The 20,741-nt window shown below is 63.3% G+C and carries 20 protein-coding genes and 1 tRNA gene; 11 read left to right on the forward strand and 10 right to left on the reverse strand.

Annotated elements, in window-relative coordinates; all coding sequences use genetic code 11:
- Positions 1-114 precede the first annotated feature (114 nt).
- Positions 115-945 (reverse strand): undecaprenyl-diphosphate phosphatase, encoded by an 831-nt coding sequence (locus tag BC1002_RS10340; RefSeq protein ID WP_013089987.1) that lies wholly within the window; start codon positions 943-945, stop codon positions 115-117.
- A 588-nt stretch (positions 946-1,533) separates the two neighbouring features.
- Between BC1002_RS10340 and BC1002_RS10345 the strand changes: the two genes are divergently transcribed.
- The 5 genes from BC1002_RS10345 (at position 1,534) to BC1002_RS10365 (ending at position 6,458) form a co-directional block, all read left to right on the forward strand.
- The gene (locus BC1002_RS10345; RefSeq protein WP_013089988.1) at positions 1,534-2,442 is read left to right on the forward strand and encodes an aldose epimerase family protein; all 909 of its coding nucleotides are present in this window, start codon (positions 1,534-1,536) and stop codon (positions 2,440-2,442) included.
- Positions 2,443-2,595: 153 nt separating this feature from the next.
- Positions 2,596-3,309 (forward strand): peptidoglycan DD-metalloendopeptidase family protein, encoded by a 714-nt coding sequence (locus BC1002_RS10350; RefSeq protein WP_013089989.1) that lies wholly within the window; start codon positions 2,596-2,598, stop codon positions 3,307-3,309.
- A 97-nt stretch (positions 3,310-3,406) separates the two neighbouring features.
- Complete coding sequence (locus BC1002_RS10355; protein ID WP_013089990.1) at positions 3,407-3,733, forward strand: hypothetical protein; 327 nt, start codon at positions 3,407-3,409, stop codon at positions 3,731-3,733.
- A 992-nt stretch (positions 3,734-4,725) separates the two neighbouring features.
- Positions 4,726-5,034: a DUF2288 domain-containing protein gene (locus BC1002_RS10360; RefSeq protein ID WP_013089991.1), complete on the forward strand. Its 309-nt coding sequence runs from the start codon at positions 4,726-4,728 to the stop codon at positions 5,032-5,034.
- A 56-nt stretch (positions 5,035-5,090) separates the two neighbouring features.
- The gene (locus BC1002_RS10365) at positions 5,091-6,458 is read left to right on the forward strand and encodes an MATE family efflux transporter (protein WP_041734669.1); all 1,368 of its coding nucleotides are present in this window, start codon (positions 5,091-5,093) and stop codon (positions 6,456-6,458) included.
- Between the two features lie 212 nt (positions 6,459-6,670).
- Here BC1002_RS10365 and BC1002_RS38410 read toward each other — a convergent pair whose 3' ends face one another.
- A complete protein-coding gene (locus BC1002_RS38410) occupies positions 6,671-6,838 on the reverse strand; it encodes a hypothetical protein (RefSeq protein WP_013089993.1) in 168 nt (55 codons plus the stop codon).
- A gap of 179 nt (positions 6,839-7,017) precedes the next feature.
- On the opposite strand from BC1002_RS38410, the gene BC1002_RS38415 reads away from it, so the two are divergent.
- The 5 genes from BC1002_RS38415 (at position 7,018) to BC1002_RS10385 (ending at position 9,508) form a co-directional block, all read left to right on the forward strand.
- A complete protein-coding gene (locus BC1002_RS38415) occupies positions 7,018-7,194 on the forward strand; it encodes a hypothetical protein (protein ID WP_013089994.1) in 177 nt (58 codons plus the stop codon).
- A 394-nt stretch (positions 7,195-7,588) separates the two neighbouring features.
- Positions 7,589-7,747 (forward strand): DUF3309 family protein, encoded by a 159-nt coding sequence (locus tag BC1002_RS36195; protein ID WP_013089995.1) that lies wholly within the window; start codon positions 7,589-7,591, stop codon positions 7,745-7,747.
- Positions 7,748-7,817: 70 nt separating this feature from the next.
- Positions 7,818-7,894 (forward strand) — tRNA-Pro (locus BC1002_RS10375).
- A 211-nt stretch (positions 7,895-8,105) separates the two neighbouring features.
- Positions 8,106-8,564 carry a SixA phosphatase family protein gene (locus tag BC1002_RS10380; protein WP_013089996.1) on the forward strand — a complete coding sequence of 153 codons (459 nt, stop codon included), beginning with the start codon at positions 8,106-8,108 and terminating at the stop codon, positions 8,562-8,564.
- A 131-nt stretch (positions 8,565-8,695) separates the two neighbouring features.
- Positions 8,696-9,508 (forward strand): GNAT family N-acetyltransferase, encoded by an 813-nt coding sequence (locus BC1002_RS10385; RefSeq protein WP_013089997.1) that lies wholly within the window; start codon positions 8,696-8,698, stop codon positions 9,506-9,508.
- 90 nt (positions 9,509-9,598) lie between these two features.
- On the opposite strand, the gene ppx is transcribed toward BC1002_RS10385, so the two are convergent.
- Positions 9,599-11,251 carry an exopolyphosphatase gene (ppx, locus tag BC1002_RS10390; RefSeq protein ID WP_041734671.1) on the reverse strand — a complete coding sequence of 551 codons (1,653 nt, stop codon included), beginning with the start codon at positions 11,249-11,251 and terminating at the stop codon, positions 9,599-9,601.
- A gap of 204 nt (positions 11,252-11,455) precedes the next feature.
- Here ppx and ppk1 point away from each other — a divergent pair, with 204 nt between their 5' ends.
- Positions 11,456-13,519 carry a polyphosphate kinase 1 gene (ppk1, locus tag BC1002_RS10395; protein ID WP_013089999.1) on the forward strand — a complete coding sequence of 688 codons (2,064 nt, stop codon included), beginning with the start codon at positions 11,456-11,458 and terminating at the stop codon, positions 13,517-13,519.
- 116 nt (positions 13,520-13,635) lie between these two features.
- Here ppk1 and phoR read toward each other — a convergent pair whose 3' ends face one another.
- From phoR to pstS, 7 genes are all read right to left on the reverse strand, one after another.
- Entirely contained in the window at positions 13,636-14,949 is a 1,314-nt protein-coding gene (phoR, locus tag BC1002_RS10400) for a phosphate regulon sensor histidine kinase PhoR (protein WP_013090000.1), read from the reverse strand.
- An 89-nt stretch (positions 14,950-15,038) separates the two neighbouring features.
- Positions 15,039-15,740: a phosphate regulon transcriptional regulator PhoB gene (phoB, locus tag BC1002_RS10405; protein ID WP_008922879.1), complete on the reverse strand. Its 702-nt coding sequence runs from the start codon at positions 15,738-15,740 to the stop codon at positions 15,039-15,041.
- Positions 15,741-15,766: 26 nt separating this feature from the next.
- On the reverse strand, positions 15,767-16,471 hold the full coding sequence (gene phoU, locus BC1002_RS10410) for a phosphate signaling complex protein PhoU (protein ID WP_013090001.1): 705 nt from the start codon (positions 16,469-16,471) through the stop codon (positions 15,767-15,769).
- Positions 16,472-16,499: 28 nt separating this feature from the next.
- Positions 16,500-17,348 carry a phosphate ABC transporter ATP-binding protein PstB gene (gene pstB / locus BC1002_RS10415; protein WP_013090002.1) on the reverse strand — a complete coding sequence of 283 codons (849 nt, stop codon included), beginning with the start codon at positions 17,346-17,348 and terminating at the stop codon, positions 16,500-16,502.
- A 16-nt stretch (positions 17,349-17,364) separates the two neighbouring features.
- Positions 17,365-18,261 carry a phosphate ABC transporter permease PstA gene (pstA, locus tag BC1002_RS10420; RefSeq protein ID WP_013090003.1) on the reverse strand — a complete coding sequence of 299 codons (897 nt, stop codon included), beginning with the start codon at positions 18,259-18,261 and terminating at the stop codon, positions 17,365-17,367.
- Positions 18,258-19,259, reverse strand: a complete 1,002-nt coding sequence (gene pstC / locus BC1002_RS10425) for a phosphate ABC transporter permease PstC (protein WP_013090004.1) — start codon at positions 19,257-19,259, stop codon at positions 18,258-18,260. Before pstC ends, pstA begins: the two co-directional genes overlap by 4 nt.
- 167 nt (positions 19,260-19,426) lie before the next feature.
- Positions 19,427-20,458 carry a phosphate ABC transporter substrate-binding protein PstS gene (gene pstS, locus BC1002_RS10430; protein ID WP_013090005.1) on the reverse strand — a complete coding sequence of 344 codons (1,032 nt, stop codon included), beginning with the start codon at positions 20,456-20,458 and terminating at the stop codon, positions 19,427-19,429.
- Positions 20,459-20,741 lie beyond the last annotated feature (283 nt).

Genomic DNA, 20,741 nt, shown 5'->3' on the forward strand with positions numbered 1-20,741 from the left:
ATCGCAATCTGCATGAAACCGGCACTCGTGGCGAGCCGCCCATTTCGCACAAACTAAAATTCTAACTGACCTGCAAGCAACCGGGCCCGGATTATAACCGATCGCTCGCCGCGCTCAGACCGGCTGCGGATGCAGCATGAACCAGCCGAGGAACACGATCCCCGCGATCGCGCAGTACAAACCGAACGACGCGAGACGTCCGCGTCCTTCGAAATAGCGCATCAGGAAACGCACGCTCAGGTACGCGGCGATCGCGGTCAGCACGCCGCCGAGCACCGCGTCGGCAAGCTGGCTCGGCGCGTGAAGCAGCTTCGGCAGTTCGAGTACGCCAGCCGCAAAAATGATCGGCGTGCCGAGCAAAAACGAAAATTCGGCGGCTTTCTCGGTGGTGAGTCCGGCCGCATTGCCGGCGATCATCGTCAGGCCGCTGCGCGAGAAGCCCGGAATCAGCGCGCCGATCTGCGCGAGGCCGACGAAGAACGCCTGACGGAACGTCAGCTTTTCCGGCGCCCGATGCGCGCGTGCGCGTTGCAGGCGATCGCCGAACCACAGCAGCACGCCGTTCACGATCAACGCAAACGCGACGATCCGCAGATCGTGAAAAATCGCTTCGAGGCGCTTTTCCAGCACGAGGCCGACGAGACCCGCCGGAATCGTACCGATGATCAGCGCCCACATCATGTGACCGTCGTCGTTGCGGCGGCCGCCGAGCGACGCGAAGAAACCACGCACCAGCGCACACCAGCGCGCGCGGAAGTACCACAGCAGCGCGAACGCGGTGCCCAGATGCAGCGCGACGAGGAACGGCAGCAACTGCGGCGCATGCTTGTCGATGTGCATGTCGAACACGGCTGGCACGAGCAGCGTGTGGCCAAGGCTGCTCACCGGAAACAGTTCGGTCACGCCTTGCAGCACGCTCAGCAAAATCAGAAACGACAGGTTCACGCGGCGGTCCTTGTAAGGAAAGTGTCGGAAAACTGCGCGCCGCACAAAAGGGAACCCGGCGCGTCGAAAAGCGCACCGATTATGCCTGGCTGCACAGTCAGCGCCAAGCGGTTAGACCACATTCGGGGAAATATTGACGCACTGCGTCACAACTCGACACCGTTGTTACGCAAGAGCAAGGAAGCGGGCGGTGGATTCGTCGGACGCGTACCGCGACCGCAGAGGAATGAACCAGCGGGATCAGCGCTTGAGCGAGTGGAAGAAGTAGTACGTGCTAGCCGTGAATATACCGAACAAAGAAACCGCCATTGCCATTGCGAGATCCATGATGCCTCCTGAGCCGATTCGCCCGGGAGTCGGATTGACCGGACGCTCGGACGCATTATCAATAGGATTCGCCTTTTTCCGACACCCGCAATTTCCCGGGAAGGGTTTCCCCGTAGCGCAAAGCAGCGCAAAATCGCGGTTTCTCCGCGCGTGACGCAGTCGCGGCGAGTGGCGCAAAACGCCGCTTCAATGCGGATGCAACGGTCGACGCACCCGGCCCCTTTGCACGACCCTCAACCTCTTTCAGGCTACCTACTGACCATGCCCCTCTCCCCGGAACAGGACATTCTCGAGATCGCCCAGGACGCCTCCGTGCTCCGCTTTTCGCCGCAAGCCGGCGGCCGTCTGCTGTCGTGGACGATCGACGGCGAAGAAGTGATCCACTGGCCCGAGCACGCCGACTGGAGCGTACCCGCGCGGATCCGCGGCGGCAATCCGCTGCTGTTCCCCTTTCTCGGCCGTCACTTCGTGGACGGCAAGATCGGCTATTGGCGTGACGCGCATGGCACCGTGCGCGAGATGCCGATGCACGGCTTCGCGCGCGACCTGCCGTTCGAGCCCCACGCCGATGTGCATGGCGCCGGCCTGCGCATGGTGCTGACCGACAGCAAAGCAACCCGCGCCGTCTATCCGTTCGGCTTTCGCTTCGAGGCCGCCTACGAGCTCATCGATCCGCGCACGCTCGAAGTGACACTGACCACCACCAATACCGGCCACACGCGCCTGCCGTACTACGCCGGCCATCACTTCTACTTCACGCTACCGCACACGCAGCGCGCGCAGACGACGATCGAACTGCCGCCCACCGAGCGCTGCCGTCAGCTCGGGGATGGCTCGATCAGCCCCGCCGAGCCGGGCGAAGCGAGCTACACGCTCGACGAAGACCGCATCTACGACCGCTTCCATTGCCTGACCGGCACGCCCGATCGACCGGTGCGGGTCGAGGCGCCGGGTATCAACCGCGTGATTACGATCGATCTGCAGCGGCCCGGCTCGGTGCCCTGGTACTCGGTCACGACGTGGACTGAAACGCCGCAGTCGGACTTCTACTGCGTGGAACCGTGGCTCGGGCTGCCCGATGCGATCCATAACGGCCGCGGGTTGCGCTGGCTCGAGCCGGGACAAACCGAGACGGCGGCACTGCGCATTACCGTCGAGAAGACCAGCTGATACGCCGACGCCGGAGGCGAGCCGCTCGAAGCGGCCGCCCGCCGCCTCGCCCTCCTCGCCGGGGGGCGCAACACAAAACCGTTAGAATCGAACGCTTTGTCTGTCTGTGCCGCGTGATCGGGATCGGCGCGCGGCAGCGCTTTGCGAGGTCCAATGCTGGAAACAACAAGAATCAAACGACTCGGTTGCGCGGCGTTGCTCGCGCTGCTCGCGGCGTGCGGGTCGGCGCCGGTGGCGCCGGGCTACTACCGGGTCGAACGGGGCGACACGCTGTCGAAAATCGCGCGCGGCAACCGGCAATCGGTGCAGAACATCGCGCGCTGGAACAACCTGACCAATCCGGACAATATCGAGGTCGGCCAGGTGCTGCGCGTCGCGCCACCGAGCGGAACGGCGTCGACGAGCGGCGCAATCCGGAGCGGCGGCGGTAGCGGCAGCGCGACCGCATCGGCCGCGCCACGTCCTGCGCCAGCGGACACTGCGCCGGCCACCGCGCCCGCGGCGATTTCGCTGGTATGGCCGGCCGACGGCACCGTGTTCCGCCGTTTCGACGGCGGCAACTCGAAGGGGATCGATATTTCCGCGGCGGCCGGCACGCCGATCGTCGCGGCGGCGCCCGGCACCGTCGTCTATGCGGGCAACGGTCTGCGCGGCTACGGCAATCTTTTGATCCTCAAGCACAACGCCGACTACCTGACCGCTTACGCGCATAACCGCGCGCTGTTCGTGAAGGAAGGCGAAGCGGTCAAGCGCGGCCAGAAAATCGCCGAAATGGGTAACACCGATACCGATCGCGTGATGCTGCATTTCGAGCTGCGCTACCAGGGCCGCTCGATCGATCCGTCGAAGGAACTGCCGCCGCGCTAGGCTGCGGCGGGCGTGGGAACCCCGCCGTGCTATAACGCTCAATCCGAAGCGGCGTGGCTGCGCGCCCCGCCCTTCCGTTATTTGCAAGGAATCTGAAATGAAAAGCCCATTGGCGCGCATCGCGACGGCCGCAACGATCAGTCTCGGCCTCCTGACGCTCGGTGGCCTCGGCGGCTGCTCGACCACGACCACGATGACCTATCTGCCGAGCGGTGACACCGGCTTCGCGATCAACTGCAGCGGCAGCGACGCGAGCACGAGCTGGGCTGAGTGCTACAAGCGCGCGGGCGAAACCTGCGGCAACTACGGATACGACGTGGTTTCGAAAGACGTCGATAACGGCGCGACGTCGGGCGGCACGATCGGCGGCATTTTTGGCGCGAATGTGAAAAACCGTTCGATGGTCATTCGCTGCAAGCAGTAAAGGCAGCACGCGGTGCGTACGCGCGGCCGCCCAGCGAGATAGCGTCACCGCTTAGCGGCGTCGCCGGCGTCCCGAGCGCGGATCGATGCGCGCGGCGAAGCGCAGCAGCAACGCGAGCGCGATCGCCCACACGCCGACAAAGATGATCACCCCGGTCATGAGCCTCGCGCCGCAAAAAATAATCCGCCATCATCGGCCGCCTATCTGAATTCGCGGTGAAGATCGCCGTGGCGGGTTAAACACCCGCGTAAATCCGTTCAAAAAAAAGCCCGGCACGAAGCCGGGCTAACGGGGGTTCGGCGCATATCGGCAAAGGACCGGTTCACCATGCGCCAGAACGAAATCTAACAATCCGCATTTACAAGCGCAATCCATTAATTTTGCGGTCAATGTTACACGGCGTACGGATTACGCAATCCGTGAATCGGAAATGTCGGAATGGGACCGGCTAAATGCGCCGCAGCCTGAATACTCAACACGCCAGGTCATTCAAACTGGATTGTCCGAGCCTCGCACCGGCCAATGTTCCTGGGCGATCGACGAAAATCTCTCCCAAACGGCAGAGGAAAGACATCTGTCCGAATAACACTAACTCGTCCGGTGATAACGCCGCTTTCGCATTCGAATATTAACTTGGTGCGGAAACGCACGTAACGCATCGATTAGTCGCAGAAACGCTTCCGAATAATCTTCGATATTTCATCACAACAAATTCGCGAATAGTGAAACATTTAACACCGACAATTCCACCGACAATCTTGAAACCAGATTCAAACTCGCGTTTCAACTTCGAATATTCGGATGATTAATGGCGCTGAGTGCCGGCACGGCTCGTGCGCCGTCGTCGTTGAATCCGCCGGCAACCAGGTTCAGAATCCGACTCAGTCCGGCGATGCATAAAAGGCCGCCCGGCGCGTTGCGCGAGGCCGCCACGCGGCCCGCCGGTGCGCGCCAATAGTTTATAGTGACGGCCCCGTCCGACCCCCCCTACGATGACTTCCAACGACGCCCCCCAAAGCCCCCTATATGCGAAGCTGCTCGGCGAAACTGCCAAGATCGGCTGGAGCGAGCTCGAACGTTTCTTTGCGCGCGGCATCCTGCTGCACGTCGCGCGCGACCTGGATCTCGTGAGCGTCGCCGAAGCGATCGCCAACGACGACACCACCCAGGTCGCCCAATGGTTGTCTTCCGGCCTCGTCGAGCGCGTGCAGTCGGAGACGGCCGCCGATTTCGCCGCGCGCGACCCAGAGCTGTGGGCGGTCGTCGTTTCGCCGTGGGTCTGCGTGCAGGAGCGCTCTTGAGCGACGCGAGGATGCCCGACGCCGGTACGCCCGACGCCGGGACACCCGACGCCGGTATGCCCCCCGCCGCGCCTTCCGAGATTGCCGTGCAAGCCGCCAGCGCGCCCGCGCTGCCGGTGGGCTGGCATCGCCGGGTGCTCGGGCTCGCGTTCCCGATCGTCCTCGCGAATCTGACGCAGCCGATCCTCGGCGCGGTCGATACCGCCGTCGCAGGTCATCTGGACAGCGCCTCGTACCTCGGCGGCGTCGCGCTCGGCGGGCTCTTCTTCAATTTCGTGTTCTGGGGCTTCGGCTTCCTGCGCATGGGCACGACCGGCCTCGTCGCGCAGGCGCACGGGGCGGGCCACGGCGACGAGCTGCGCAACAGCGTCGTGCGCGCACTGCTGATGGCGGTCGCGATCGGCGCGCTGGTGCTGCTCGTGCAGCAACCGCTGATCGACTACGCGCTGCGGGCGATCGGCGGCAGCGACGCCGTGCAGCGGCACGCGCAGGTTTATTGCCACGCGCGGATCTGGGCCGCACCGCTCGCGCTCGGCAACTACGTGGTGCTGGGCTGGCTACTCGGCACGCAGCGGGTGCGGCTCGCGTTGCTGTCGCAGGTGTTCATCAACAGTGTGAACATCGTCGCGGTGCTGCTGTACGTGTACGCGTTTCATTGGGGCGTGGCCGGCATCGGCGCGGCGACCGCGACCGCCGACGCACTCGGCTTCGCGCTCGGCCTCGCGCTGCTGTGGCACGGCAGGCCGCGCGGCCTTCCCGCGCTGAATCACGCCGCCTTGTTCGACGCCGCCGCGTTGAAGCGGCTCGTCGTGCTGAATCGCGACATCTTCGTGCGCACGCTGTGTCTGCTGTCGTCGTTCGGCTGGTTTGCACATCTGGGCGCCCGGCAAGGCGACGCGACGCTCGCCGCTAATGCATTGCTGCTCAATTTCCAGACCTTCATGGCGTACGGGCTCGACGGCTTCGCGCACGCGGCCGAGGCGCTGGTCGGCGCGGCGATCGGCGCGCGCGATCGTCACGCGTTCGCGCAGGCGGTCAAGGTCACCGCGCTGTGGTCGGCGCTCGGCGCGCTCGGGTTCTCGTTCGTGTACTGGGGCGCGGGCGCATGGATGATTGAACGGCTGACCGATCAGGCCGCGGTGCGCGCCGCGGCCGAAACCTATCTGCCGTGGGCGGCGCTGTCGCCGGTCATTTCGGTGTGGGGCTTCCTGCTCGATGGCGTGTTCATCGGCGCGACGCGCACGCGCGAACTGATGATGGCAATGGTGGTGTCGCTCGCGGTATTCGTGGCGGCGTCGTCGACATTGCTCGCGTGGCACGGCAATCACGGGCTGTGGATCGCGTTGCTGATCTTCATGGCCACGCGCGGCGCAACGCTAGCGCGTTACCTGCCGGGCGTGTCGCGGGGGATTGCGGCGGCCTGATGCGGTGCGGCGCGGCGCTGTTCGGCGGACGACAGAACGTTACGGCTTGAAACAAGCGCATACATATCGCATAACGAGCGCGTCCTGGAATGCACTCAGCCCGTGCTCTCCGCGCGAAAAGTCGGCACGGGTCAGAAGTGCCGGCGTGCCCGCGCCGGCGCTTCGCTTTCCGCGTCCCGCCCTTTCCCGATCGTTTTCACTTCAACGAGCGCTCACTTTGCAACGGGCGCCGGCACCATCGCGGGCGGCCGATCGTCGGTGGGCACGCCGTGGTAGTCGGCGGGATCATGTGGCGGGCTGCCGCGATGCGCGGACGGATTGTCCGCACAGCCGGCGACGCCGGCGCACAACAGCAAGGCAACAGTCAGAACACGGGTCATTTTGCAATCGTCTCCGGGACAAAGGGATGGCGGACGTCCGCCGGTGCGCCGAGAGTCTACCCGCAAAGGGCATTCCGCGACGCCGTCAGTCGCGCTCGTGCCTCGCTCGTTCCAATTCGTGAGATTTCGCCGGACCTGCGCTACTATGGCTTCATGGCTGAACCTACCGGGAGACTGCCATGGACGGTGAATCGATCGCGGGCCTGGTCGGGCTCGCAATAGGCCTGCTCGTGCTGGTGGCGTTGTCGATTTTCGAGTCGCGGACGTACCGGCGAGAACATGACGGCGAGGGCATGCTGCACCACTGGACGCATCAGCATCTGCATATGCCGCATTGGAGGCGTCCAAGGCATTGATGCAGGGGGATCTTCGACTCGGACCGAAGCGCTTCAAGTCGCGGCACCGGCATGTCGCGGCGCCTCAGTTGCGCGTCCGCTAAATGACGCGATGACCGCCGTTGCGGCGCATGCATGCGCCGCGCGTGTCGTCGTCCGCTGGACGTGCGCAACGCCTTTTCAGTTCGTTGGGCATACATACATCAAACGGTGACGCTGCGCGCGCCACTCTCTCCTTTTTCGACTTCGTCCAAGGCCTCGCCGCATCGATCTTCATCGGTGATGGGCACGTGCCTTGCGGGTTCCGATCCAGCAACAGATGCGCGATAGCGCGTCGATTGTCGCGGCGCGCATGCGCCAAACCAGCGTGACGATGCGGCCAGCGATTTCGCTGCCCGTCGAAAAGGAGAACGCCATGACCGTCGGAACCATCCTGCTAATCGTGCTCATTCTGCTGTTGATCGGCGCATTGCCAAGCTGGCCGTATAGCAGCGGCTGGGGCTATCGACCGACCGGCCTCGTCGGCATCGTGCTGATCGTCGTGATCATTCTGCTGTTGATGGGACGCATATAGCTCACCGCCGAGTCAGCGCAAGCCAAGGGATTGACGCTCCTGTCCGTACCCCCTATACTCTCGGATTCGTCGGAGCGTAGCGCAGCCTGGTAGCGCATCTGATTTGGGATCAGAGGGTCGAAGGTTCGAATCCTTTCGCTCCGACCACGAAAAGCAAGTCGAAACCCGCGAAGCCTCCGCGCTTCGCGGGTTTTTTGCTTTTTGGCTCGCGTTCGCCTGGACGCCGACAGCCAATCCGTCAGGCACTCGCCTTGCAAGTCATCGCCCGTGCATGCGACAGTGCTTGCGCACGTACCTCGCTACGATGACGCGCAAACCCGCCGCAACGCCTTCCCAAGCCGCTCAAAAGGAGACTCCCATGGATCTGATCCTCTGGCGTCACGCCGAAGCAGAAGATGTCGCCGCGAGCGATCTCTCTCGCGCGCTCACCACGCGCGGCCGCAAGCAGGCACAGAGCGCCGCGAAATGGCTGCGCGCCCGCTTACCCGAGGACGCGGTCGTACTCGCGAGCCCCGCCGTGCGCACGATCCAGACCGCCGAGACATTGAGCGACCACTATCGCGTCGTGCGCGAACTCGCGCCGAACGCGAGCGCGAACGACGTCCTCGAAGCGGCCGGCTGGCCCGGCGGCATCGCGCAGACCGTGGTGATCGTCGGCCATCAACCGACGCTCGGCCACGTCGCCGCGCAACTGCTCGGTGACAGCCGCGCGAGCTGGCCGCTGAAAAAAGCGGGCATCTGGTGGATCGAAAGCCGCGAGCGCAACGGCGAAGAAGAAGCAGTGTTGCGCGCCGCCATCAGTCCCGATCTGATCTGAACGCGCGCGGCGCGCGACGCGAGGGCTTACGGGCAGTCATCCAATCGTCACAGCTTTGCCATGCGAGCGTCACCGCGCATTACTACATTGGCGAAAAAAGAAATCCTCCCTCTTTTCGACCAGGAAAGCCAATGCGAGAACTGCCGACGCCCACCCTGCCCTTCGCCTCGCTTTTCGAACCGCGCCGTCTGCCGCGCGCCGAGGAAACGGTCACCGCGCAGCATCGCCTGCAAGTGTCGTGGGCGCGTACCGACGAAGAGCTGCGTGAAGCGCAGCGTCTACGCTATCGCGTCTTCGCCGACGAAATGGGCGCGCGCCTCAGCGGCCCCGCAGGCCTCGACGTCGATGCATTCGATTCGTACTGCGATCACTTGCTGGTACGCGATCTCGACACGTTGAAAGTAGTCGGTACGTATCGCGCGTTACCGCCGCATCAGGCCGCGCGCATCGGCCGTCTGTATGCGGAAAGCGAGTTCGACGTGTCGCGTCTCACGCATCTGCGCGCGAAGATGGTCGAGGTCGGCCGCTCGTGCGTGCATCCCGACTATCGCAGCGGCTCGGTGATCATGTCGCTGTGGGCAGGGCTCGGCGCGTACATGAAGCACAACGGCTACGAGACGATGCTCGGCTGCGCGAGCGTCGCGATGGCCGACGGCGGCCACTATGCGGCGAACCTGTATTGCTCGCTGCGCGACAACGCGCTGACCGCGCCCGAATATCGCGCGTTCCCGCATACGCCGCTGCCGGTCGACGACCTGCAGACGGGCGCCGCCGTCGCGCCGCCGCCGCTCGTGAAGGGCTACTTGCGTCTCGGTGCGAAGATTTGCGGCGCACCGGCGTGGGACCCCGACTTCAATACCGCGGACTTTCTGACGCTGTTCCGCCTGTCCGATATCAACGCACGTTACGCGCGGCACTTCCTCGGCGATGCGTTGCCGCGATAAGCTGAATCACCAGGAAACGAAAAAGCCCTGCATTTGCAGGGCTTTTTTTGTGCACGCTTCGAATCGAAGCACGCGTCGATCAGCGTCGCGTCAATCGTCCGTATAAACCACGCGATACGGAATCCCGACTTTTTCCCACTCCGCTGCTTCCTGGATCAGGCTGTAGTCCGTCAACGGATTGTTGGCGACCCACTCGTTCGGCAAACGCACCTCGTAACCGCCGTTCGCCTGAGCAACCGTGATACCCGGCAGGCCGACGTCCGCGCGTCGACGGCACAGCAACGCCGCGAGCCTCAAGCAGAACAGAAGCGGCCATTCGACGTCGCGCGTCTGCGACAGCTTGCCGAGCTTGCCCGCATGGCCGAGCACGAGTGCGGCGAGGCGTGCCTGGTCGGTGCGCGAAAAGCCCGGCATGTCGGCGTTGCTTGCGATATACGCCGAATGCTTGTGATAAGCGCTATGCGAGATCGACAGCCCGATTTCGTGCAGCGACGCCGCCCAGCCGATGAACATGCGGTTCTCCGCGCGGCGCTCTTCGTCCGGTTCGATGAACTGATCGTAAAAGCTCGTCGACAGATCGCTGATACGCCCCGCCTGCGCACGATCGACGCCATAGCGGCGCATGAAGCCCCCGACCGTCACCGTACGCATGTCCTCGTGCTGCGAACGGCCGAGCAGGTCGTACATGACGCCGAGACGCAGCGCGCCGTCGGTGGTGTCGACATAATCGACGCCCAGTTCGTCGAACACCGCGATCATGATCGACAGGCCGCCCGCGAGCACCGGCACGCGATCGCTCTTCAGCGCGATCAGTTTCAGCCGGTTGACGTTTTCGGCCTTGATCAGCGCGCGCTTGAGCCGCTCGAGGCCGCCGCGCGAAATGCCGTGCGTGACGCCGGCATCGTTGAAATTGTTCGCCTCGACCAGCTCGGCGAGCGCTCGCGCGGTGCCCGACGAGCCGATCGCCTGCTCCCAGCCGGTCTTCTTGTATTCGGCGGAAATGATCTGGATTTCGCGGCGCGCGGCGAGCTCGGCCTGGCGCATCGTGTATTCGTCGACGTTGCCGGCCGGGAAAAACGTGCGGCTATGGCTCACGCAGCCGATATACAGGCTCTCCATCTTGATCGGCGTGTAGTGCGAGCCGATGATGAATTCCGTCGAACCACCGCCGATATCGACGACGAGCCGCTTGCCCGCGCTCGCCGGCACCGAGTGCGCGGCGCCAGCATAAATCAGGCGCGCTTCCTCGCGCCCCGCGATCACTTCGATCGGAAAACCGAGCGCCGCCTGCGCCTCGCCGAGAAACTCGCCCGCATTCTTCGCGATGCGCAGCGTATTGGTCGCGACCGCGCGCACGTGGTCGGGGTGAAAATCGCGCAGACGCTCGCCGAAGCGCTTCAACGCATCCCAGCCACGCACCTGCGAGGCGCGATCGAGCATCTTGTCGCTCGATAGCCCGGCCGCGAGCCGCACCGGCTCGCGCAAGGCGTCGACCTGATAGATCTGGCTGCCCGCGTCGGTTTCCTCGACCCGGCCCACGATGAGCCGGAAGCTGTTCGAACCGAGATCCACGGCGGCGAGGAGATGAGGGATATTGACCATCGGGTAAGCGTACTCCATGCGCGCGAGCGCGGCGGCTGCGGCCGCGGGCGTGGCGGCGGACGCTGGCAGCGTCACCCGCCTGCCCGGCGCCTTCGACGCATGGTGCGCGTCGCGGCCGGCCGCACTGTTCAAAGACGCCATTCTAAGCGTAGCAGCCTTCACGGTGTCACCTCGCGGCGCAGGGAGTTCGGTATCGTCGCATAGGTAACGCGTCATATTGACGACAGGCGACGATTGCGGCATAAAATGTTCAAAACACCGCCGATGTCATCAGGACGTCATCAAATCGTGAGAATTTCCGAGCGTCTTTCCGTCGCCATTTCAGACATTCCAATCTCGCCACCGATGTCCGTCCGCTATCCCTTATTGAATCGCGAGCTGGGCATTCTGGGTTTCAACGAGCGCGTGTTGGCGCAAGCCGCCGATCCCGCCGTTCCCTTGCTCGAACGTCTCCGCTTTATCTGCATCACCAGCAGCAATCTCGACGAATTCTTCGAAGTCCGCATGGCCGGGCTTCAGGAACAGATGCGCGACAATCCCGGCGCATTGTCGCCAGACGGCATGTCGCTGCAGCACGTGTACGACCTCGTGGTCGAACGTGCGCAGAAGCTCGTGCATCGCCAGTACACGATGCTGCACGACACGGTGCTCAGCGCGCTCGAGCAGGAAGGCATCTATTTCCACGGCACCGAAGCATGGAGCGACGCGCAGACCGAATGGGCGCGCAACTACTTCTTCGACGAACTGCTGCCGGTGTTGACGCCGATCGGTCTCGATCCCGCCCATCCGTTTCCGCGCGTGCTGAACAAGAGCCTGAACTTCGTCGTCGAACTCGAAGGCAAGGATGCATTCGGCCGCCAGGCGATGATGGGCATCGTGCAGGCACCGCGGGCGCTGCCGCGGCTCGTGCGCATGCCGCAGGAACTGTCGGGCTATCCGCATGGCTTCGTGCTGCTGAGCTCGCTGTTGCAACGCTTCGTCGGCGAGCTGTTTCCGAACCTGGTCGTGCGCAGCTGCAATCAGTTCCGCATCACACGCAATAGCGAACTGTTCGTCGACGAAGACGAAATCACCAATCTGCGCGTCGCGTTGCAGGGCGAACTGCCGGCGCGGCATCTGGGTAACGCGGTGCGGCTCGAAGTGTCGGCGGAAACGCCCGCGCACGTGGTGCGGCGTCTGCTCGACGAAAGCGGCCTGTCAAACAAGGACTGCTACTACGTGAACGGCCCCGTCAATCTGGTGCGGCTGATGCAGCTGCCGGAGATGGTCGACCGGCCGGATCTGAAGTTCGTGCCGCATATTCCGTCGACGCCGACGCAGATCGCCAACAGCGCGAGCATGTTCGACGTGATCGATCAGGGCGACGTGCTGCTGCATCATCCGTACGAGAGCTTCCAGCCGGTGCTCGAGCTGCTGCTGCAGGCGGCCAAGGACCCGCACGTGGTCGCGATCAAGCAGACCATCTATCGCACCGGCACCGACTCGCCGCTGATGGACGCGCTGATGCAGGCCGCGCGCAACGGCAAGGAAGTCACGGTGGTCGTCGAGCTGCTCGCGCGCTTTGACGAGGAAACCAACATCAACTGGGCCTCGCAGCTTGAAGCGGTTGGTGCGCATGTGGTCTACGGCGTGGTCGGCCACAAGTGCCACGCGAAGATGATGCTGATCGTGCGACGCGTATCGGCGGGCGGCAAATCGACCCTGAAGCGCTACGCGCACCTCGGCACCGGCAACTATCACCCGCGCACCGCACGCCTCTATAGCGACTTCGGCCTGATGACCGCCGATCAAAATATCTGCGAGGATGTGCACCATGTGTTCCAGCAGCTGACCGGCATCGGCGGCGAGCTGAAGCTGCACGAGTTGTGGCAGTCGCCGTTTACGCTGCATCCGAAGCTCGTCGAAGCGATCCGCAAGGAAGCCGAGCATGCCCGAGCAGGCAAGAAGGCGCGCATCGTCGCGAAGATGAACGCGCTGCTCGAGCCGACGGTGATCGCCGAGCTGTATGAAGCTGCGCAGGCCGGCGTGAAGATCGATCTGATCGTGCGCGGCGTGTGCTCGCTGCAGCCGGGCGTGCAAGGGCTCTCCGAGAACATCACGGTCCGCTCGATCGTCGGGCGCTTTCTCGAACACCATCGCATCTACTACTTCTACGACGGCGGCAAGGAGCAGGTGTATCTGTCGAGCGCCGACTGGATGGATCGCAATCTGTTCCGGCGCGTCGAAGTCGCATTCCCGGTCAACAACCGCCGGCTGAAACGGCGCGTGATCGCGGAAGGGCTATCGGCGTTTCTCGGCGACAACCAGTCGGCCTGGTTGATGCAAAGCGACGGTCACTATCGCCGGCGCCGGCCGGGCAAGGCGTCGCGCAATGCGCAGATGAGCCTGCTCGGAAAGTTCTGTTCGTAGCGCCTGCGTTGCGGGTGCTCGCCGCGACGGCGGGCACCTCACAATCCGCGTGCATAAAAAAACCGCCTGTTTCAGGCGGTTTTTTCTTGGGTCGAGCGGTAGGACGACTGCCGCACTCACACCTGCGCGGTTTGACAGCGCGCGGTCCGATACACCGGAAAGCGCACCGTGAACGTGCTGCCGCGCCCTTCTTCACTCTTCACTTCGAGTTGCGCATCGTGCCGCTGCAATACGTGCTTGACGATCGCGAGACCGAGCCCGGTGCCGCCGGTGTCTCGCGAACGGCTGCGATCGACGCGATAGAAGCGTTCGGTGAGCCGTGGGATATCGGCGGCCGGAATGCCGAGGCCGCTATCGGTGACCGAAAACACCGCATGGCCCCCCTGCGCACGCCAGTTGACCTTGATCGACCCGCCGTCCGGCGTATAGCGGATCGCGTTCGTCACCAGGTTGCCGAACGCGCTGAGAATCTCGGTTTCGACGCCGGTGACGGTCAAAGCTTCGTCGGCTTCGAAGACGATCTTGTGATGATCGCTGGACAGACTCTGCGCGTCGTCGTGCAGATGCCGCAATACCGCCTGCATGTCGATCATCTGATCGCTCGGCGGCTTGTTGTCGCCTTCGAGCGTCGCGAGCACCAGCAGATCGCTGACGATATGACGCATGCGCGATGCCTGTTGCTCCATCAGGTCGAGATATCGCGCGCGCTCGGCCTCGCCCAACGGCAGCTCGCGCATCGTCTCGAGAAAACCGGACAGCACGGTGAGCGGCGTCTTCAGTTCGTGCGATACGTTGGCGACGAAGTCGCGCCGCATTGCATCGGTGCGCTCGAGTTCGGTGATGTCTTGCGACAGTACCAGCTTGCGATTGTCGCCATATGGAAACACCTGCACCGACAGCACGTTCTGGCGCTTGTCGCCCATGCCGCGCATGATCAGCATTTCCTCGTACCGATGCGAATTCAGATAGCGCACGAAATCCGGATGACGCACCAGATGCGTGATGTGCTGACGCAGATCGCGCTTCGCATCGAGCCCGAAGTGGCTTTCGGAAATCGCGTTGCACCACTCGATCTGATCGTGATCGTCGAGCATCGCGACGCCGTTCGGCGACGCCTGGATCGCCTGGATGAACCGCGAATGCTGCTGCTCGACCTGGCGCACCTGGGCGTGCCAGCGCTTCGCGAGCTTGTGCAGACGGTAGTAGATTTCGCCCCAGATGCCGGGGGCGCTCGGCACTTCGCCGTACACCGGCGCGTCGAGCAGACGCCACAGACGCTGCTTGTGGAAGGTGCTGAAGACGCTCTGTGCGAACAGCATGGCGATGGCGAGAGCGAGCCCTGCCTTGACGTTCACCAGTGCGCCGACCACCGCGCACAGAACAGCAAGCAGCACGACCGACACGATGGAGCGCGCCCAGATGATGTTCATGGTCTAGCGATCGAAGAGAAAATACAGCGCAGGAAGGAGGTGCGGCGGCTCAACAGCTACGCAGTGCAGTGCGCCGCCGACCACGGCTATCAGGCGCTCTTCGCCAGCCGGTAGCCGCTGCCGCGTACCGTTTCAATCATAGCATCGCACCCGGCCGGCTTGAGCGCCGCGCGCAGACGCTTGATATGCACGTCGACGGTACGCTCTTCGACGAACACGTGATCGCCCCACACCTGGTCGAGCAGTTGCGTGCGGCTGTGCACGCGCTCCGGGTGAGTCATGAAGAAGTGCAGCAGACGGAATTCGGTCGGGCCGAGATCGAGCTTGATCTCGCTGCCTTCCGCATGCGCCGCGACGCGGTGCGTGGCCGGGTCGAGCTTCAGGCCGTTGATCGCGACCACGTCTTCGGTCAGCTGTGGCGCGCGGCGGCGTAGCACCGCCTTGATGCGCGCCATCAGTTCCTTCGGCGAGAACGGCTTCGTCACGTAGTCGTCGGCGCCGATTTCTAGGCCGAGCACCTTGTCCTGCTCGTCGCCGCGCGCAGTCAGCATGATGATCGGGATGTGCTTCGTACGCTCGTTGTTGCGCAGATCGCGCGCGAACGAAATGCCCGATTTGCCCGGCAACATCCAGTCGAGCAGCACGAGATCGGGTAGCACGTCGCTGATCAGGTTGTGCGCCTGCTCCGCGTTGTACGCGCGAATCGGGCAGTGTCCGGCGTGTTGAAGATTGACCGAAATCAGTTCGGAAATGGCGGGCTCATCTTCAATGACGAGAATGCTGCTGGGCATCGGCACCTCTGTTCCTTATCTCTGGATTAGCTGAGCGCTTCGCGTTCGAGCGCGTCGCGCGACTGGTGCCGCACGTCGGTACCCTTGACGATGTAGATGATGAATTCAGCGATGTTCTTCGCGTGGTCGCCGATCCGCTCGATCGCCTTGGCGATGAACAGGAAGTCGAGGCCCACCGAGATCGAACGCGGATCTTCGGTCATATACGAAATCAGCTTGCGCACGAACGCGCGGAATTCTTCGTCGATCGCCTTGTCGTCGCGCACGATCTGCGCGGCGGCGACCGTGTCCAGACGCGCGAACGCGTCGAGCGCACGGCGCAGGATCGACACCGCCATTTCGCCGGACAGCTTGATCTCGGCGATGTTGATGGTGCGCGATGCGCCGTCTTCCATCAGACGCCTGGTGCGCTTCGCGATCTTTTCGGCTTCGTCGCCGGCGCGCTCGAGATTCGTGATGGTCTTCGAGATCGCGATCAGCAAACGCAGATCGCGCGCGGCCGGCTGACGGCGCGCGATGATGTTGCTGCACTCCTCGTCGATCTCGACTTCCATCTTGTTCAGACGGTCTTCGGTGGCAATGACCTGCTCGGCAATACCGAGGTCGAATTCGTTGAGCGCCTGCATCGCGTTGACGATCTGCGATTCGACGAGGCCGCCCATTTCGAGCACTTTCGACGAAACGAGGTTCAGGTCGGCGTCGAACTGGCTGGACAGATGTTTATCGGACATGTCGTACTCCGTTGTATTGCCCGGCGGATCAGCCGAAGCGGCCGGTGATGTAGTCCTCGGTTTCCTTGCGGACCGGCTTGATGAAAATCTTTTCGGTGTCGCCGAATTCGATCAGTTCACCGAGGTACATATAGGCAGTGTAGTCCGAACAGCGGGCCGCCTGCTGCATGTTGTGCGTGACGATCACGACCGTGTAGTCGCTCTTCAGTTCAGCGATCAGCTCTTCGATACGGCCGGTCGAGATCGGGTCGAGCGCCGAGCACGGCTCGTCGAGCAGCAGCACCTCGGGGCGAATCGCAATACCGCGCGCGATACACAGACGCTGCTGCTGGCCGCCCGACAACCCGTAGCCGCTCTGGCCGAGCTTGTCCTTCACTTCGTTCCACAGCGCCGCCTTGGTCAACGCCCATTCGACGCGGTCGTCCATTTCCGAGCGCGGCAGCTTCTCGAACATCTTCACGCCGAAAGCGATGTTGTCGTAGATCGACATCGGGAACGGCGTCGGCTTCTGGAACACCATGCCGATGCGCGCACGCAGCAGGGAAATGTCCTGACGCGTGGTCAGCAGGTTTTCGCCGTCCATCACGATCTCGCCTTCCGCGCGCTGCTCCGGATAGAGCGCGTACATCTTGTTGAAGGTTCGCAGCAGTGTGGACTTGCCGCAGCCAGACGGGCCGATGAACGCGGTCACCTTGCCTTCGGGAATCTGCAGATTGATGTTCTTCAGCGCGTGGTACTTGCCGTAGAAGAAGTTGAGATCCTTGACCTCGATCTTCGGACGCGACGGCGTTTGCGCATGAGCGCTGTGTTCGGGGTCGGAGCCCGCGGGCGCGGTTGCGCGCCCGACCGGATTGAGTTGGGTTTCTGCCATGTTCATCGGATTCACTCCGCCCTTACTTGTTCGAGAAGATCGTGCGCGCGAGGATATTCAGTCCCAGCACCGCGAGCGTGATCAGGAAGACGCCGGCCCACGCGAGCGATTGCCACTGCGCGAACGGGCTCATCGCAAACTTGTAGATCGTGACCGGCAGGTTCGCGACCGGCTGGCCCATATCGACCGAGAAGAACTGATTCGACAGCGCGGTGAAGAGCAGCGGCGCGGTTTCGCCGGCAATCCGCGCGACAGCGAGCAGCACACCCGTGACGATGCCCGCGATCGACGCCTTCAGCGTGATCGACAACACCATCTTCCACTTCGGCGTACCGAGCGCGAATGCGGCTTCCCGCATCGCATTCGGCACCAGCTTCAGCATGTTTTCGGTCGTGCGGATCACGATCGGGATCTGCAGCAGCGCCAGCGCGAGCACACCGGCCCAGCCGCTGAAGTGGCCCATTTTTGCGACCACGAGCGCGTAGACGAACAGACCGATCACGATCGACGGCGCCGACAGCAGGATGTCGTTGATGAAGCGCGTGAGGTTCGCAAGCCAGCCTTTCTGGCCGTATTCGGCGAGATAGACGCCCGCCATGATGCCGATCGGCGTGCCGACGAAGGTCGCAAGCGCGACCAGCAACAGGCTGCCGACGATCGCGTTCGCGAGGCCGCCGCCATCGGTGTTCGGCGGCGGCGTCGACTGCGTGAACAGTTCGACCGACAGGCCGCCGATGCCGAGATGCAGCGTCGTATAGAGAATCCACACGAGCCACAGCAGGCCGAAGGCCATCGCCGCGAGCGACAGCGTCAGCGCGATCGCGTTGGTCATCCGACGGCGCCCTTGCAGACGCACGCGCATCGCTTCGAGCGTCGCGGGGTCCTTCAAGCCCGGCATGTTCAGGGACGGCCCGCTCATTTCGCGCCCTCCCCTTTCTCGAGACGCAGCAGCATGATTTTCGAAATCGCCAGCACGATGAAGGTAATCACGAAAAGGATCAGGCCGAGTTCCATCAGCGCCGACGTGTGCAGCCCCGGGTCCGCTTCGGCGAACTCGTTGGCGAGCGCCGACGTGATGCTGTTGCCCGGCGAAAACAGAGAAATATTGTCGAGCAGATTGGTGTTGCCGATCACGAAGGTGACCGCCATGGTCTCACCCAGTGCGCGGCCGAGGCCGAGCATGACGCCGCCGATCACACCGGTTTTGGTGTACGGCAGCACGATCTTCCACATCACTTCCCACGTCGTGCAGCCGATACCGTAGGCCGATTCCTTCAGCAGCACCGGCGTCACTTCGAACACGTCGCGCATGACCGCGGCGATGTACGGGATGATCATGATCGCAAGGATCACGCCCGCGCACAGAATACCGATGCCGATCGGCGGACCCGAGAACAGCGCACCGACGATCGGAATGCCGCCGAGCACTGCACCGAGCGGCTTCTGGAACCACACCGCGAAGATCGGTGCGAACACGAGCAGACCCCACATGCCGTACACGATCGACGGAATCGCGGCGAGCAGTTCGATCGCGATGCCAAGCGGCCGACGCAGCCATGCGGGCGACAGTTCAGTCAGAAACAGTGCGATGCCGAAGCTGACGGGCACCGCGATGATCAGAGCGATGATCGACGTCGCGAGGGTGCCGTAGATCGGCACGAGCGCGCCGAATTGCTTGCTGGGTGGATCCCACACCGCCGTCCACAGGAACGCGAGACCGAACTCGCGAATCGACGGCATCGAGGCGATGATCAGGGACACGATGATGCCGCCGAGCAGCAGCAGCGTGACGATGGCGGAAAGGCGTGCGAGGCCGCCGAAGATCAGATCGCCGGAGCGGCCAGGCGCTTTTTGCTGCGACGCGCTGCCAGGCGGAGTGGCCCGGCTCGTGCCGGACGCTAAATGAATATCGGACATGAGAGCCTGATGGACCTGTTTCCAGTTGCCGGACGACACATGTCGGGCGGTCGGTGATGCATGCGGCGCATGCCGCGTGGAAAGTCACAGGCCGTCCTCGTACGAGGACGGCCGGGGTGCTACCCGGCGCGGGCGCGATTCAGATCTATCGCGCCAGCTTACGCCTGTTACTCAGCGAGCGTCTTGCCTGCCGAATCCTTGACCTTCTGCTTCCACTGCGTGCGGATTTCCGACACGACCGATTCCGGCAGCGAGATGTAGTCCAGATCGTTCGCTGCCTGGCCGCCGTTCTTGAACGCCCAGTCGAAGAACTTCAGCGTTTCGGCGCCTTGCGGTGCCTTTTCCTGCGTCGTGTGCAGCAGCACGAACGTCGCGCCGACGATCGGCCATGCGTTCTTGCCCGGCTCGTTCGTCAGGATCTGGTAGAACGACTTCGACCAGTCAGCGCCAGCCGCCGCTGCCTTGAACGTTTCGGTCTGCGGCTGAACCACTGCGCCAGCTTCGTTCTTCAGCGCGACGTAGTTCATGTGGTTCTGCTTGGCGTACGCCCATTCGACGTAGCCGATCGAACCCGGCAGACGCTGCACGAATGCCGCGACGCCGTCGTTACCCTTACCGCCCGTGCCGGTCGGCCAGTTGACCGTCGCACCTTCGCCGACCTTCGTCTTCCATTCCGGGTTGACCTTCGACAGGTAGTTCGTCCAGATGAAGCTGGTGCCCGAACCGTCGGCGCGGCGCACCACGGCAATGTCCAGATCCGGCAGCTTGACCTTCGAGTTCAGCGCGACGATTGCCGGGTCATTCCACTTCTTGATCTTGCCGAGGTAGATGTCGCCGAGCACTTCACCCGACAGCACCAGTTCGCCCGGCTTCACGCCCGGCACGTTGACTGCCGGCACCACGCCGCCAACCACCGTCGGGAATTGGAACAGGCCTTGCTTCGCGAGTTCGTCGTCCTTCAGCGGAGCGTCCGAACCAGCGAAATCGACGGTCTTCGCCTCGATCTGCTTGATGCCGCCCGACGAACCGATGCCTTGGTAGTTAACCTTGCCGCCGCCGGTCTTCTGATAAGCGTCGGCCCACTTCGTGTAAATCGGTGCCGCGAACGTGCTGCCCGCGCCGGTGATGTCTGCGGCTTGCGCTGCGATTGCGAAAAGCGCGCCAGCGACGCCAGCGAACACGGTTTGCATCAATTTCATGAGACCTCCAAGGGAGTGTGAGCGTGTGGTGTGAGCGGGAAACTCGATCACCGCGAAGCTTAGGGTCTCTTTATGACAAAAACGTGACTGATCGTGAATCGCATGTGACAGCCATATTACCGGCTGAAAGGTTCGGGAGGCCGGCGAATTACCGCGCTAGCGATGCGCGCCGCATCGCAAGTTTCAAGTTAGACGAAAAAGACGAGGCGCGAACGTTTGCGCTCGGTATGGAGGGTCGATTTGGTGTGGGATGCGCCGACCTTTTGGCGGCTGGGGCGAGGGA

The organism is Paraburkholderia atlantica (genome assembly GCF_000092885.1).
Taxonomy (GTDB): domain Bacteria; phylum Pseudomonadota; class Gammaproteobacteria; order Burkholderiales; family Burkholderiaceae; genus Paraburkholderia; species Paraburkholderia atlantica.